The sequence below is a fragment of the Guptibacillus spartinae genome, from assembly GCF_028610625.1.
GTDB classification, from domain to species: domain Bacteria; phylum Bacillota; class Bacilli; order Bacillales; family Guptibacillaceae; genus Guptibacillus; species Guptibacillus spartinae.
In genome coordinates, this window is sequence record NZ_JAQQWU010000011.1 from 66,363 (window position 1) to 81,616 (window position 15,254).

The 15,254-nt window shown below is 39.8% G+C and carries 12 protein-coding genes; 8 read left to right on the forward strand and 4 right to left on the reverse strand.

What is annotated here, in order from left to right:
* The first annotated feature begins 402 nt into the window (after positions 1-402).
* From PQ511_RS17265 to PQ511_RS17290, 6 genes are all read left to right on the forward strand, one after another.
* Positions 403-1,797, forward strand: coding sequence for a cytochrome ubiquinol oxidase subunit I (locus tag PQ511_RS17265; protein WP_273853169.1), 1,395 nt, complete (start codon positions 403-405; stop codon positions 1,795-1,797).
* On the forward strand, positions 1,794-2,807 hold the full coding sequence (cydB, locus tag PQ511_RS17270; protein WP_273853170.1) for a cytochrome d ubiquinol oxidase subunit II: 1,014 nt from the start codon (positions 1,794-1,796) through the stop codon (positions 2,805-2,807). Before PQ511_RS17265 ends, cydB begins: the two co-directional genes overlap by 4 nt.
* Positions 2,807-4,522, forward strand: a complete 1,716-nt coding sequence (gene cydD / locus PQ511_RS17275) for a thiol reductant ABC exporter subunit CydD (RefSeq protein ID WP_273853171.1) — start codon at positions 2,807-2,809, stop codon at positions 4,520-4,522. Before cydB ends, cydD begins: the two co-directional genes overlap by 1 nt.
* On the forward strand, positions 4,519-6,270 hold the full coding sequence (gene cydC / locus PQ511_RS17280; RefSeq protein WP_273853251.1) for a thiol reductant ABC exporter subunit CydC: 1,752 nt from the start codon (positions 4,519-4,521) through the stop codon (positions 6,268-6,270). The genes cydD and cydC overlap by 4 nt, the downstream gene beginning before the upstream one ends.
* Positions 6,271-6,582: 312 nt before the next feature.
* On the forward strand, positions 6,583-7,539 hold the full coding sequence (locus PQ511_RS17285; RefSeq protein WP_273853172.1) for a peptidoglycan-binding protein: 957 nt from the start codon (positions 6,583-6,585) through the stop codon (positions 7,537-7,539).
* A 241-nt stretch (positions 7,540-7,780) separates the two neighbouring features.
* A complete protein-coding gene (locus PQ511_RS17290; RefSeq protein ID WP_420541730.1) occupies positions 7,781-8,410 on the forward strand; it encodes a YczE/YyaS/YitT family protein in 630 nt (209 codons plus the stop codon).
* Positions 8,411-8,499: 89 nt separating this feature from the next.
* Here PQ511_RS17290 and PQ511_RS17295 read toward each other — a convergent pair whose 3' ends face one another.
* From PQ511_RS17295 to proB, 3 genes are all read right to left on the reverse strand, one after another.
* Positions 8,500-9,609, reverse strand: coding sequence for an NADH:flavin oxidoreductase (locus PQ511_RS17295; RefSeq protein ID WP_273853173.1), 1,110 nt, complete (start codon positions 9,607-9,609; stop codon positions 8,500-8,502).
* 181 nt (positions 9,610-9,790) lie between these two features.
* The gene (locus PQ511_RS17300; protein ID WP_273853174.1) at positions 9,791-11,056 is read right to left on the reverse strand and encodes a glutamate-5-semialdehyde dehydrogenase; all 1,266 of its coding nucleotides are present in this window, start codon (positions 11,054-11,056) and stop codon (positions 9,791-9,793) included.
* A gap of 33 nt (positions 11,057-11,089) precedes the next feature.
* The gene (proB, locus tag PQ511_RS17305) at positions 11,090-12,232 is read right to left on the reverse strand and encodes a glutamate 5-kinase (protein ID WP_165997402.1); all 1,143 of its coding nucleotides are present in this window, start codon (positions 12,230-12,232) and stop codon (positions 11,090-11,092) included.
* Between the two features lie 478 nt (positions 12,233-12,710).
* Between proB and PQ511_RS17310 the strand changes: the two genes are divergently transcribed.
* Together PQ511_RS17310 and PQ511_RS17315 are read left to right on the forward strand one after the other, a co-directional pair.
* Complete coding sequence (locus tag PQ511_RS17310; protein WP_273853175.1) at positions 12,711-13,211, forward strand: methyltransferase family protein; 501 nt, start codon at positions 12,711-12,713, stop codon at positions 13,209-13,211.
* Between the two features lie 111 nt (positions 13,212-13,322).
* On the forward strand, positions 13,323-14,615 hold the full coding sequence (locus tag PQ511_RS17315; protein WP_273853176.1) for a DUF2254 domain-containing protein: 1,293 nt from the start codon (positions 13,323-13,325) through the stop codon (positions 14,613-14,615).
* Positions 14,616-14,648: 33 nt separating this feature from the next.
* On the opposite strand, the gene PQ511_RS17320 is transcribed toward PQ511_RS17315, so the two are convergent.
* On the reverse strand, positions 14,649-15,254 hold the full coding sequence (locus PQ511_RS17320; protein ID WP_273853177.1) for a hypothetical protein: 606 nt from the start codon (positions 15,252-15,254) through the stop codon (positions 14,649-14,651).

Below are 15,254 nucleotides of genomic sequence, written 5' to 3' on the forward strand. Positions count from 1 at the left end.
ACTCTAGCTTCATTGTATCTCGATGAAAGCGCTTTTGATTTGGAAAACACAAATTCAAATATAGCTTAAATACGCCAAATAAAGCAATGGTTAATTGAGGAAAAGTGCCTGGCACCACCCGAATAATGTTCTTTTCTGTCGAATTAATACTCATTTTTTCTCAGTCTGTGACATCCCTCACAATTTTCTTTCTTTCTAATTCAACTGTCGAAATTCGCACACACGACAGACAAAAACCGTTCAAATTCATCCCATCACTCGTTTTAACGTCTGATGTAATCTTAAGAAGAAGTTAAGAGCGACTTATGTCATAGGAGAAATTATCTAAATAGTGATTGAAAGTACATGCTTTGTTTTGTGCATGTGTGAACAATCACTTGAAAGAATTGAGGGGGACTTGGTATGAGTGAACTATTTTTAGCAAGGCTACAATTCGGATCGACGACTATTTTTCACTTTTTGTTTGTTCCGTTGTCCATCGGTCTTGTGTTTCTTGTTGCCGTTATGGAGACGCTTTATGTTGTGAAAGGAGACGACATGTATAAGCGCATGGCAAAGTTCTGGGGGCATTTGTTTCTGATTAACTTTGCTGTAGGGGTTGTGACGGGGATTATTCAGGAGTTTCAGTTTGGTATGAACTGGTCCGAATACTCACGGTTTGTAGGGGATGTGTTTGGAGCGCCACTTGCAATTGAAGCGTTACTTGCGTTCTTTATGGAATCCACTTTTATAGGATTATGGATTTTTGGATGGGATCGCTTATCTAAGAAACTTCATTTAATGTGCATTTGGCTCGTTTCACTAGGAACGTTAATGTCGGCGTTATGGATTCTAGCGGCAAATTCATTTATGCAGGAGCCAGTAGGGTTTGTAATTCGAAACGGAAGAGCAGAGATGAATGACTTCTTCGCACTTCTAACAAATCCACAGCTATTCGTCGAATTTCCCCACGTAATCTTTGGTGCACTAGCAACTGGTGCTTTCTTTATCGGAGGGGTAAGTGCGTATAAAATTCTCCGTAAACAGGAAGTCGCATTTTTTAAAAAGTCATTTAACATTGCCATGATTGTGGCATTTATTTCAGGTATGGGCGTTGCATTTAGTGGTCATGCACAGGCGAAGCATTTGATGGAATCACAGCCAATGAAGATGGCGGCTAGTGAAGCGCTATGGGAAGACAGTGGTGATCCCGCAGCCTGGACGGCTTTCGCGCTGGTTGACTCCACCAATCAAGAAAACGCTTTTGAAATTAACATACCTTATGCACTTAGTTACCTTGCCTACGAAGAATTCAGTGGTGAAGTACCGGGTATGAAGACCTTGCAAAAAGAGTATGAAGAAAAATACGGAGAGGGGAATTATATTCCTCCAGTTAAAACGACTTTCTGGAGCTTTCGCATTATGGTTGGTGCTGGAATGCTGATGATTTTCACTTCCTTCCTCGGACTGTTATTAAATTTCTATAAAAAGCTTGAGTATAGCCGATTTTACTTGAAAGGAATGGTATGGCTCATTTCATTTCCCTTTATAGCAAATTCAGCCGGGTGGATTATGACGGAAATCGGAAGGCAGCCGTGGACAGTATTCGGAATGATGACAACATCAGCCTCTGTCTCTCCAAACGTATCAAAAGCGTCATTGTTGTTTTCTTTCCTATCCTTTACAGCCATCTACACGGTTCTTGCTGTTTTACTCGTTTACTTATTCGTTCGTGAAATTAAAAAAGGATCTGAACATACCGCTCATGTGGACAAAGAAGTGGCAGTTGATCCGTTTGATCAGGGGGCTTATTTATGATCGCACTTAATGAATTGTGGTTTATACTTGTAGCTGTTTTGTTTGTTGGATTTTTCTTTCTCGAAGGGTTTGATTTCGGTGTGGGAATGGCGAGTCGTTTCCTCGGAAGAAATGAGCTAGAGCGCCGAATCATGGTAAATACGATTGGTCCATTTTGGGATGCGAATGAAGTGTGGTTGCTAACAGGGGGTGGAGCCATCTTTGCGGCCTTTCCTCACTGGTATGCGACGATGTTTAGTGGTTATTATATCCCGTTCGTGTTTGTTCTTCTAGCACTCATTGGTCGGGGTGTTGCTTTTGAATTTCGAGGAAAGGTTGATACTCCTAAGTGGATCAAATCCTGGGACTGGGTTGTTTTTGGGGGAAGTATCATGCCGCCATTTCTATTTGGTGTCCTCTTTACAAGTATTTTAAGAGGAATGCCAATCGATGAACAAATGAATATCCATGCTAAATTTAGTGATTATGTTAATGTCTACACCGTTCTCGGGGGGATAACAGTAACAATGCTTTGTTTTTTACACGGACTCGTGTTTCTTACACTTAAAACAGTTGGTGATCTTCAGGAGCGTGCGCGCGAGTTAGCGAGAAAAATGATTTATGGTGTATTGGTTTCCTTAGTTGCTTTTGTTGGACTCTCTAATTTTGAAACGGATTTATTCAGTAACCGTGGTGTTGTGAGTGTATTGCTTGTTGGATTGATTGTACTAAGTTACTTGTTGGCGATTGTCTTTTTGAAAAAGCAGCGTGATGGGTGGGCGTTTGGAATGACTGGTGCTGGGATCGCATTAACAGTTTCTACCATCTTCGCAGCATTATTCCCCCGCGTAATGATTAGCTCAATTGATGCCGCTTATAATTTAACCGTCTATAATGCTTCTTCTGGAAATTATTCCTTAAAGGTGATGACCATCGTGGCGCTCACCCTTCTTCCTTTTGTCCTTGGTTATCAAATCTGGAGTTACTATGTGTTCAGAAAGCGTGTAGATGGTAAGGATATGATTTACTAATGGGGGAAATTCTATTTCAAATAAAAGACGTCAAAAAGGTGCTGCTTATCCTAACTGTATTAACTGTTCTTCAAGGGACTGCGATTATTTTGCAGGCAAGGTGGCTAGCAGAAGCGGTAACAAGACTCTTTAATGGAGAAACACTGCAGCGGATTTTGATTGTTGTTTTTTGCTTCCTCGCTGCTTTTATTATCAGGCATCTTATTAAGTTGATCATGACCCGAGTAATCGATCGGTTTGCAGCTCAAACGACTTCTTCATTAAAAAAAGAAGCTGTTTCAAAATTGTTTGCGTTAGGTCCACGCTATTCAGCAAAATCGGGGACTGGGAATCTTGTGACATTACTAATTGATGGAGTCAAACAATTCCGCCTTTATTTGGAGTTGTTTCTGCCTAAATTAACGGGCATGCTTTTTATTGCTCCGCTTGTCTTTGTCTATGTCTGGACTCTTGATGTAACGTCAGCCATTATTTTAAGTTTAACTCTGCCAATCTTGATCGGCTTTCTAATCTTACTTGGATTAGCTGCAAAGAAGAAGGCAGATAAGCAGTGGCATACTCATCGTGTTTTATCCAATCATTTTGTTGATTCCCTTCGCGGACTCGAGACGCTAAAGTACCTTGGGTTGAGTGGAAAGCACGCTGGAAGTATGAAAGAAGTGAGTGAGAAATATCGAAAATCGACAATGAGTACGCTTCGAGTCGCTTTTCTTTCTTCGTTTGCTCTTGATTTTTTTACAATGTTAGGAATTGCTACAGTCGCTGTATTTCTTGGATTGCGACTTGTAGAAGGAGAGATTTCTTTATTGCCTGCTCTTACGATATTAATTCTATCTCCTGAATTTTTTCTTCCCGTTCGTGAGTTAGGAAATGATTATCATGCCACACTAGATGGGCAAGAAGCAGGAAGAAGGTTATTGGATATGATTCAAACACCAGATTTTAAAGAAGAAAGTGGAGCGATTCCTGAATGGTCCGATAAAGATCTTTTAACGGTCCAGCATCTTTCCGTCAATCATGACATTGAAAGAAAAGCTCTTCAAAACGTTTCATTTTCAATAAAAGGAAAGCAGAAAGTAGGGATTATTGGAGAAAGTGGTTCTGGTAAATCGACCTTAATTGATGTTTTAGGAGGATTTCTTGAAGGAAGTGAAGGGAGAATTGAGTTAAGTGGGCAGGAATTGACCCATCTAAAACATGATGAATGGCAGAAACAGTTATTCTATATCCCGCAGCACCCACATCTTTTTCATGATACGTTAGCAAACAATATTCGTTTCTATAACCTCGATGCTTCATTACAAGAAGTCGAACGCGCTGCAGAAGCAGCTGGTTTGAGGAAAGTGATTGATCAACTTCCTAATGGCTTAAATGAATTGATCGGGGAAGGTGGAAGAGAATTAAGCGGTGGTCAGGCACAAAGGATCGCGTTAGCTCGCGCCTTTCTTGAAGATCGCTCCATTCTGCTTCTTGATGAACCAACCGCCCAGCTCGATGTTGAAACAGAATACGAGATAAAGAAAAAAATCCTTCCATTATTAGAAGATAAACTTGTTTTCATAGCCACCCATCGTCTGCATTGGATGATGGATATGGATCTAATACTACTGCTTGAAAAAGGAAAGTTGGTTGAGGTTGGTTCTCATGAAGAACTGATGTCTCGTAGAGGAAGCTACTATCAAATGGTGTGTTTACAAGTTGAGGGGGTGTCATAATGGAGAAGGGATGGATCCTTCCATATTTAAAAGAAAATGCAAAGCTCTTCTCGCTTGTCATCTTACTGGGTATAGTGACGGTCTTTTCTGCAGCTTTTCTTATGTTTACATCCGGATTTCTTATTTCTAAAGCTGCCACTAGACCGGAAAACCTTCTATTAATCTATGTGCCGATTGTTGCGGTAAGAACGTTTGGCATCTTACGTGCCGTTTCAAGGTATAGTGAGAAGTTGCTAGGTCACCACATTATTCTAAAAGTTCTTTCACATATGCGCACCCGCTTATACGAAACCATTGAACCGAGAATTTTAAAAGAAGGAGCTCGTATCAAAACTGGTGATCTTCTTGGTGTGATGGCCGAAGACATTGAATATTTGCAGGATGTTTACGTTAAGACGATTTTTCCTTCTGTGATCGGAATTTTTTTATATGCTGTCACGATTGGATTGCTAGGATCTTTTTCCTGGGCATTTGCAGGTTTAATGGCTATTTATGGTGCTATTCTCGTCGTTCTCTTTCCTTTAGTGTCTTTATTGGTTACCCGTAAAAATGTAGCAAAGCTAAAAAGTTGTCGTAGCTCTCACTACAGCACGCTAACAGATGGTGTTGTTGGAATGGGAGATTGGCTATTTAGCCGTCATCAGAAATCCTTTATTAAAAATGTTGAAAAAGAGGACGCGGAAATTTGTAAGAAAGAGAGACATCGGTCATCCTTCTTTTCTTATCGAAATTTTGCTGCTCAGTGTGTTGTAGCTATTATGGTTTTATCTATGCTTGTTTGGGCAGGAAATCAGAGTTTGGATGGGCAGATTTCTCATACGCTAATTGCCGCATTTGTTCTGATTCTTTTTCCATTAACAGAGGCCTTTCTTCCATTATCTGATGCTGTAAGTGAACTTCCTGGATATGAAGATTCGCTTACTCGTTTGAAAGAAGTATCATTGGAGAAGCCTTCAGAAGAAGAACATATCATGAAAAGTGTTTGGAAGAACAGTCATCTTCGTTGTGAGAAAGTGAGTTATCAAACAAAGGAAGGGCAATGGATTCTTAAAAATATCAACCTTGATCTTCCTCAGGGAACAAAACTCGCTATTATAGGTCCAAGCGGCTCTGGGAAAACAACTCTGCTAAAGCTTATAAAAGGTATTACTTCTCCTTCAGAAGGGAGGGTAACGATAGACGGTGTAGTAACCTCCCAATTTAAGGGTGATAATCTATCCAGTGTGCTGAACCAACAGCCGCATCTTTTTAATACATCGGTATTGAATAACATTCGCCTTGGTAAGCCGTCTGCTTCAGATGAAGAGGTCTATGAAGCTGCGAAAAGCGTTCAACTTCATGATTTTATTGTTTCTTTACCTGAAGGTTATCAAACATCGATGCATGAAGCAGGGATGCGATTTTCTGGGGGAGAGCGTCAGCGCATAGCTCTAGCTCGTATTCTTTTACAAGATACACCTGTTGTTTTACTAGATGAACCAACTGTTGGGCTTGACCCACGAACAGAGCAAGCTTTGCTATCTACGATCTTTCGTGTCCTTGAAAAGAATACGATTGTTTGGGTAACTCATCATCTTGTAGGGATGAAGAGCATGGATGATATTGCATTCATGCAAGATGGTGAAATTGTCATGGAAGGAAAGCATGACGAGTTGTTATTGGCGAGTGACCGTTATAGGAGACTTTATGAATTAGATACTCCTTTTCAAATAGAAAACTTTCATGTGACCGATAAGATGATAGGTTAAAAGAACTAAGCATTAGATTGCAATTGATTGTTTTAAAAGATTTGATAGAGTTTTGTTCTTAGTGAAGAACCTAAAACTAGTGATTTTACTGGTTTTTTGACATATTTGTAATAAAACCCTGACGTAAATAGGTATATAGTACTATATTGTGCAAAGTTTATAAAAACCGTATTAATCTGTCATATTTATGTAACTGACTTGTTATTGGACTAAAATCACTGTGTTATATTTGCCTGTTATCATGTGGAACATGGGTGATTGAGAGATAAACAAACCAACACCAATATTAAAACTCTCAGGAGGAATGTATACATGGTAGCTCGTAAAAACATTGTAAGAAACGTGGTTACATCCACAGCACTAGCTGGAATGATGTTTGCTAGTCCGGTAGTTTCAGAGGCGGCACTAGGAGATCAAACACTTTCTTATGGTGAAAAACACGGCGACGTTGTCGAGTTACAGGATGTACTGTCTGCCAAAGGGTATTTCAACTATGATGAATCTACAGGATACTACGGATCAATTACTGAAGGTGCTGTAAAGCAATTCCAAAAAGAACACGGTCTTGCAGTTGACGGCATCGCAGGTCCAAATACATTTTCAGCAATGCAAAGCGTAAATAATGGACAAGCTATGCGTACGCTAGTACAAGGTGACCGCGGTCATCAGGTACAAGCACTACAAGAAGAGCTTGGCGGTTATTATAACTATACAGTAGACGGAATTTATGGCCCGATTACTGAACAAGCCGTTCGTGCTTTCCAAGCTGACAACGGTCTATCAGTAGACGGTATTGCAGGTAAAAATACTTGGTCTGTACTTAATGGCGGAAGTGCTCCTGCACCAAAAGCATCAACTAAGAAAGAAGCACCAGCTAAAAAAGAAGCAACAAATAAAGAAGCAGTTCAAACATCTACTACTTCTAATTCCACGCCTGCAAAAGAATCAAACACTGAAAGCAAATCTTCTCAGGCAAGTGGACAAGAAATTCAGATGGAAGCTACAGCTTACACTGCATTCTGTGCAGGTTGCTCAGGCGTAACAGCAACTGGTATTGATTTAAGAGCTAATCCAAATCAAAAAGTAATCGCTGTTGACCCTGATGTCATCCCACTAGGTTCTAAAGTATATGTAGAAGGTTACGGAGAAGCAGTTGCAGGTGATACTGGCGGCGCAATCCAGGGTAACCGAGTTGATTTATTCATGGCCGACCAACAAGATGCATTAGACTTTGGTCGTAAGACAGTTACTGTAACAGTTCTTGACTAATAGAATGAAAAAGAAGATCGCTGCCTGATGACATCATCAGGCAGTTTTTTTATTTTCTATTTTATTTCGTTTTTCCTGATGAACCACTTATTTTCCATCACTTTACATGGACTCCAGGCTGGGCAAACAATGTGCTTCATTCCCTAGTTTACCGAGTGGTTTTTATGTTTTCGTTCCTATGATATAGTTTCATAGGTTTGAAATTGTGTGGTTTAAGAGGTGCTTTATAGTGCGAAATAAAATGATTCGATGGAGTTTTTTCTTGGTTGGTCTAGCTGTACTTGGTCTAGGTATTGCCATGACAATTAAAGGAAAAGCTTTCGGAATTGGTCCTTGGGACGTGTTTCATTATGGCTTATTTAAGCAATTTGGCTTAACGATTGGTAGCTGGTCTATCATTACTGGATTTATTATACTTGCATTCACATCACTATACACAAAAAAAATGCCACAATTAGGCGCTTTTTTAAATATGCTTTTGCTCGGTTTATTTATTGATTTCTTCTTATATATTCTCCCAGATCCAGTGACGCTGCTTTCTCAGGGAATTGTATTTATAGTCGGTATTGTTGTTCTCGGATATGGTATCGGTTTATATGTAACGTCTGGACTAGGGGCAGGACCAAGGGATGGAATCATGCTACTCATTGTTGAAAAAACAGGGTGGCGGATTGATTGGGTAAGAAATGGAATCGAAATCGCAGTATTGTTTTTTGGTTGGTTACTTGGAGGCCCTGTTGGGATTGGAAGTATTGTTATTGCTTTTATGCTAGGTAAAATTATTCAATTTTCAATGCCTCAATGTAAAACATTGTTAGATACCATGTTAAATTATCGAGAGCCATTGTCTTCAAATGAATCCGCCTCATAAAAAGCCTGCCGAATTCGGCAGGCTTTAAATATAGTTTTTTCTTTACGCCTTCTCTCCCTCATCATTCTTGCAGAGAGATCTTATACTCCTTAGTCTCTTATAATGTCTTCTTTAAGTTCATGTTCTTTAATAGAGGCAAGAGGAAGGAGAGTACTCTCAAAATCAAACACTTTTAGTTCTTTTCCGTTTAACAGGCGATTTGGGTAATCAGGGTTAGCGAGGGCGCTTGTACCAAGACTAATAAAATCAGCTTCTTCTTTTTCGATTAGGCTACTTGCTTTGTCAGGATCACCTAGCTGTCCATTTGCAATGACAGGAATAGAGCTATAGGCTTTTGCAGCAGCAGCTAATGATTTAGTGCCGTCTCCAAAAGCAGGTTGAGTGCCATCAGGCTCAGTTACGTGAATATAATCAAGTTCTTTTTCTAACGTTGAAAAGATGAGCTTTGCTGATTTTTCTCCTTCAGGCCATTTATAGGCTGGGTCAGCAACTTTGATTTGAGATAAACGAATGCCAACAGTAAAGTTCTTTCCAACTTCATTTCGAACATCTTCGATCACTTCCGCTAAGAGCATAAGTCGGTTTTCAAGCGATCCACCATATTCATCTTCACGCTCATTTAAATAGTCTGTTAAAAATTGGTCAAGTAGATACCCGTTTGCACCATGAATTTCAACACCATCAAAACCTGCTTCCACTGCATGACGAGCTGCTTTTTTAAATGAGTGCCTTATTTCCTTTATTTCATCTAAAGAAAGAGATTTCGGTGTTTTGAAAGATCCTGATCCTCCATAAAACCCAAGCTGCTCTCCTTTTGGTGGGATCGTTGAAGGAGCAACGGTGACATCTGTATAAGCATTCCCCTGACTTTGACCCCCAGCATGCATCAGTTGAGCAATGATGGAAGTTCCGTATTCATGCACGGATGAAGTTACGTTTTTCCATGTTTCAATGTGATTATGGTTGGTTAAACCAGGCTGATTTAAATAGCCCTGGCTGTAAAGCTCATCTGTATAGATGCCTTCAGTGATAACAGCACTGAATCCTCCTTTCGCAAAACGTTCATAGTAATCGCGCATAGTCGTGGTGGCACTTCCGTCATCTGTTGCGGTAATGCGAGTCATAGGTGCGACGATAAACCGATTTTTTAGTGAAAGCTTTCCGAGTTTTTCTGAAGTAAATAATTTGTTGTGATTCATTCCAGTCATCCTTTCAACGGTCTCATTTATGGTTATCATTATAAAGGCAACCAATAGAATAAACGAAAGTTATGCTCAATGGGTAGCATGCGCACTGAGCTATTTATATAAGTAGGAAGAGGGGATTAGTGGCCATCCATTAAAAAACCACCCTTTCATTGAAAGGGTGGTGGAGGTTACATTATCTAATTTGACCAGTACCTGTCATGCAATATTTAATCGTAGTTAAAGCTGGTAGTCCCATAGGACCTCTTGCATGTAGCTTTTGGGTTGAAATACCGATTTCTGCACCAAAGCCTAAAGCCGATCCATCTGTAAAGCGAGTTGATGCATTATGATAAACAGCAGCTGCATCTACAAGATTGCGGAATAGAGAAGCTGATGTTGCATCTTCTGTAATAATCGCTTCAGAGTGTTTCGTGCCATATTGTTCAATATGATCGATCGCTTCTTGCGTATTTTCGACTGTTTTGATTGCAATTTCAAGACCAAGGTATTCGTTACTCCAGTCATCTTCGTCAGCAAGAACAGCATCTTTAAATGTACCTACGATATGTTCATCACCGTGAATTTTAATGTTATTTTCAGCTAATGCTTTTTCAAGAGCATCTTGATTTTCTTCAAGCCACTTTTTGTGAACGATTAGCGTTTCTACGGCGTTACAAACCGCAGGACGATCCGTTTTCGCATTGATTAAAATATTAATCGCTTTGTCAACTTCTGCTGACTGATCAAAATAGATGTGGCAGTTTCCTACACCCGTCTCAAGGACTGGTACCGTTGCGTTGTTCACCACGGTGTTAATGAGGGCACCACCTCCTCGAGGAATGAGAACATCAATGTGTTCTTTCATTGTAAAGAGCTGGCTTGTTGCTTCGCGATCTGTTGTTGCAATCAATTGAACGGCTTCTACAGGAATTTTTGTTTTTGGAAGTGCTGCATGAATAACGCGAACAATTCCTTTATTTGAATTAAGAGCGTTAGAGCCACCTTTTAGTACAATTGCATTACCTGATTTAAGAGCAAGACCGGTTGCATCAACCGTTACGTTTGGTCGTGCTTCATAAATCATACCGATAACGCCTAGTGGAACGCGTACTTGTTCGACTTGCATACCATTATCAAGTGACCAGTCCGAAATGACTTCTCCTACTGGGTCCTCGAGTTCAGCCACTTCACGAAGTCCATTCGCAAAGTCTTTCACACGCTCTTCTGATAAACTTAAGCGATCCATGAACGCTTCTGTAAACCCTTTTTCTTTCCCACGCTCAAGATCTTTCTTATTTTCGTTTAAAATATAGTCTGTTTCTTTCTCAAGTTCGTCTGCAATAGTGAGCAACGCCTGGTTTTTTTCCTCAGTTGTTAGCAGGGAGAGGGTTTTAGAAGCCCCCTGTGCCTGCTTTGCTTGTTCTTTTACATTGACTTTAATTGGATCTAGAGTAGTCATCAAACGCCTCCTATATTTTTTATTCTTATTTTATTACGAGCCGAGTGGAATAGCTAGCTGATCGTGATAAACGAAATCGTTAATGTGGACGGCTTCTTTCACTGAAATATCGATAAGCTCAGAGATTTCATCAGTAGATAGTCCTTTAATCATTTTCAAATGCTTGGAAGAATAGTTCGTTACACCAAGACCGATTTCTTCACCATCCATGTCTGTTAGTTTCACAACAGCTCCTGGCTTAAAATGTCCGTGTACATAATGCACGCCTACAGGTTGTAGGCTACGTTCATGTTCAGAAATTTCAGAGCTTGCTTTATCTGTCACGATCACTTCACCTTCAGGACCTGAATTAAACGCAATCCATTGTTTTTTATTATCAAGCTCAGCTTGACCTTCTGGCGTAAAGTACGTACCAGTCGCGGTTTGGTGAACCGCATTATAAATGATTCCTTTTGTTGTCGCGTTACCTAGGAAAGAAGGTGTACCTGAAGCCATCGCAATTTTGACAGCATCAATTTTGGATCTCATACCACCAGTACCGACAGAACTACCAGGTTCTCCGGCGGATTCTTCGATTTCTGGTGTAATTTCAGTTACGTGTTCTAAAAGTTTAGCATCCGGGTTTTTTCTAGGATCTTCACTATATAACCCATCTATATCTGAAAGAATAATAAGTTGATCGGCACTTACGAGTGCAGCAACTTTTGCTGAAAGTGTATCATTGTCACCAAATTTCAAACGCTCTACTGTTACAGTGTCATTTTCATTAACAATTGGAACAATTCCTCTTTCTAATAGAACATTAATTGTGTTTCGTGCGTTGTTGTATCTTTTGCGATCAGAAAAGTCACTCCGCGTAATCAGAATTTGTGAAGCAGTATAGCCGTGAGATATGAAGCGTTCTGAATAAGCTTCCATTAACAGTCCCTGACCGATTGATGCAGCGGCCTGCTTTTCTGAAAGTGATGTTGGCCGTTCAAGACACCCTAGGCGGCGGTAACCGGCGGCTACTGCTCCTGATGACACAAGAAGAACTTCATGGCCTTCATCTTTTAACATGACAATATCATCTACTAGTCTTTCTAGTTTTCTTCGGCTAATGTCACCTAGTCTGCTCGTTAGTGAGCTGCTTCCGATTTTAATTACGATTCGTTTTTTTCCGTCGTTTAGATTCATTATTTCACTCCTATATAACTTGCCGTTAAATGTGTGATTGCTTTAATCAATTGACTGTAATGAGTATAACAAACGGGCATATCGTGACAACATGACATGGCCAAATAGTCCGCATACGAGGAGAATAAGTATGAATTTGGACGATGCTCGCTCTAAACTCGTTTCACATAAGCTTAGAAGATGAGAGGCTGGCTTATCACGGTATATAAGGTCTGGTAAAGTCGATTTATTTACAATTTAATCCATTTTATTCGTTTCGTTGTATGTAATATTTTAGAAGATCCCCCTATATGTAAGGGCTTACATAGTGTATTTTGTATAAAGGGAGAGTTTTATGCAGATGTAACACATACCTATCGGACAGCCAGTTGTGAACTCTGGTATACTGCTGATAAAAGGATGTAGAAGGGATGATGGTATGTTCTTAATCGACGCATTTTTCGTTATATTAACTGTTTTATGGATATGTGAATTTGTGATGAAACGTGGTAAAAAGAATACCGAATCCACTTCGTCGGAAAAGCGATCATTTATTTGGATTCTTACTATGATCAGTTTGGCCATTATAGGTTCACTTCTTTTTAGTGAACTTGGAAAATTAGTCTTTAGAGAATCCCTAGTTACTCAATTGATCGGGTTGATTTTTTATGGCAGTGGAATTGGTTTAAGATATTGGGGAATTCAAGAGCTAGGGCACTTTTTTTCAAGAGACGTGGTCGTGGAGCGTAAAGTAGACCTTGTAAGCTCAGGGCCTTACCGTTTGTTGCGTCATCCTTTATATACTGGATTACTTCTTATATTAGTGGGGTTACCAATCTACCTGGGGACGTGGGGAGGGGTACTCTTATCCATTCTCTTGCTTGTTCCAGCACTTCTGTACCGAATTCATATTGAAGAAAGAATGCTCTATGCTTCTGTTGGGGAAACTTATCACGAGTGGGGGAAGGAAAGATATCGACTAGTACCGTTTATTTATTAGACTTGAATGAACCTTGGTGGAAAAATGATCCATGTTCATAAGTAGGGATTAGTATCATTAAAAGAGGGAACAAGAATTAGATGACATAATACTGAAAGAGGACTTTAAGGAATGAACTATTCTAAAACTTCGATTAACCTGCGTAATAGCTTCTGGTTTCTGCCAGTCGTTTATGGCCTTATTTCTTTGGCGATAGTGGGGTTAAGTACGTGGATTGATCTAATGTATATTTCTCAGCTTGACGGAACATTACCAAAGCTGTTTCTTGCAACTGAAAAAATTGCACAGTCACTATACGGTCCGCTTGTAACGGCTATTTTAACAATGACGACCATTTCATTCTCATCCATCATGGTTGTTCTGACAACGTATTCCTCACAATTTTCGCCAAGAACCTTACAAGATTTTATTTCAGATCGTTTTACACAACATGTTCTAGGGGTTTTTGTTGCGGGATTTGTTTTTGCACTGGTGAACATGCTTCTTTTAACGGGTAAAGACAGCCGTGTCATCCTATCACCACTTTTAACCGTAATTCTTGCAATAACTTGTTTATTGTTCTTCATCTTATTTATTCATCATTCTGCCACGTTTGTTCAGGTAAATAATTTAATTGAAAAAATCACGAGAAGATCCCTTTATCTTGTAGAAAAGAAAAGTGAACTTTACGCAGGTGAGGCGTTCGAGAAGTGGGATCGTTGGGAAGAAAGTGAACTGAGGGAAGAAGATGGGATGCCAATTTATAGTCATAAGATGGGCTATATTCAGCAAATCCCTTACTCGAAACTCGTTGAGCTCGCCACTCAAACTGAAAGCATTATTCGACTTAATGCTGATGTAGGGAATTATGTGAAGGAAGGATCTAGAATCGCTACAGTGTGGATGAAAGGGTCTTCCACTTTTTCTGCAGACAGTTTCTTAAATTCAATTGCGATCGGAACGGAAAGAATCAATGATCAGGATTTAGAGTTTTCAATTCAAAAACTGGTGGACATTGCGCTTAGAGCGATCTCACCATCAGTCAATGATCCACATACAGCCATTAATTGTACGAACCGCATTGGTACCATCCTTTCAAAGATCGGTCATACGTATGATCCAAAAGAAGCTTTTTTTGATAAAGATAGAAACCTCCGCGTTTTATCAACGCCAAAACCATTCTTTCAATATCTTTATAAGTCGTTTTATCAAATACGTTATTACGGTAAAGAAGATGTATCGATGCTAAACGGGATACTAGATGCACTAATTTTAACTGCAGAGGGACAGCGTAAGGAAATAAAAGCAGACGTAATGAGGTTCCATCAATATTTATTAAATAGCATTGATCTTAATGAACTTCCTGACCTTGACCGCGAGTTTCTTCTGCACACGTCAGAAGTATTGAATGATCTATGTAAATAAGTAGAAAGGCATCCGTTGAAATATCGGATGCCTTTATTTTTGATCCTCCACCTTTGCGAGTGCCTCATTTGGTATAGAGAATTCTTCAAGGATACTACTTTTTTGATTTCGAATGACGAAATTGAGGGGGAGACCTGTTTCAGGATCAATCCAGATACTAAATGTCATGTTCTCAAAATATCCTTCTGTAATTTTACCTTGAGCGAGAATCGCAGGTCGTTCTTTATAGTGTGCTTCTGGATTGCTGATCTTCCAATTATCGTAGTTAGCTAAGTAAGAAAGTGCAATGGAACGGATTTTCTCTTCATCGCTGGGATTCATTATAAGCGATGTGGATTGCCACAGATTGTTATATAATTCTTCTTCAGTCAGCGAGTGAACGTTAGCCGATTGGTTGTCTCGTAAAATGCCGCTTTCAGATGCAGCGAAAAAAGCGGTGCCGACTAGCAGAATTAGAAGTGTAAGGTAAGTCAGGACTGCGGGGGCTTTCTGATACACTCCTTTACCAAAACGATCGTTGTTTTTTGAAGAAGCAACTCTATTAATTCCTTTCCAAACCTCATTTTTATGTGTACGAGTAAAAGTGACTGCCTTTGTATCAATCATTCTGGCGCGGAGATTTTTTAACTGTTTGTCCAT

Bases quoted from the DNA above. Each gene is read 5' to 3' on its own strand.
- PQ511_RS17295 (WP_273853173.1), bottom strand. From the start codon at position 9,609: ATGAATCACAACAAATTATTTACTTCAGAAAAACTCGGAAAGCTTTCA.
- PQ511_RS17285 (WP_273853172.1), top strand. From the start codon at position 6,583: ATGGTAGCTCGTAAAAACATTGTAAGAAACGTGGTTACATCCACAGCA.
- proB (WP_165997402.1), bottom strand. From the start codon at position 12,232: ATGAATCTAAACGACGGAAAAAAACGAATCGTAATTAAAATCGGAAGC.
- PQ511_RS17290 (WP_420541730.1), top strand. From the start codon at position 7,781: ATGATTCGATGGAGTTTTTTCTTGGTTGGTCTAGCTGTACTTGGTCTA.
- PQ511_RS17265 (WP_273853169.1), top strand. From the start codon at position 403: ATGAGTGAACTATTTTTAGCAAGGCTACAATTCGGATCGACGACTATT.
- PQ511_RS17320 (WP_273853177.1), bottom strand. From the start codon at position 15,254: ATGGACAAACAGTTAAAAAATCTCCGCGCCAGAATGATTGATACAAAG.
- PQ511_RS17300 (WP_273853174.1), bottom strand. From the start codon at position 11,056: ATGACTACTCTAGATCCAATTAAAGTCAATGTAAAAGAACAAGCAAAG.
- PQ511_RS17310 (WP_273853175.1), top strand. From the start codon at position 12,711: ATGAAACGTGGTAAAAAGAATACCGAATCCACTTCGTCGGAAAAGCGA.
- cydB (WP_273853170.1), top strand. From the start codon at position 1,794: ATGATCGCACTTAATGAATTGTGGTTTATACTTGTAGCTGTTTTGTTT.
- cydD (WP_273853171.1), top strand. From the start codon at position 2,807: ATGGGGGAAATTCTATTTCAAATAAAAGACGTCAAAAAGGTGCTGCTT.
- PQ511_RS17315 (WP_273853176.1), top strand. From the start codon at position 13,323: ATGAACTATTCTAAAACTTCGATTAACCTGCGTAATAGCTTCTGGTTT.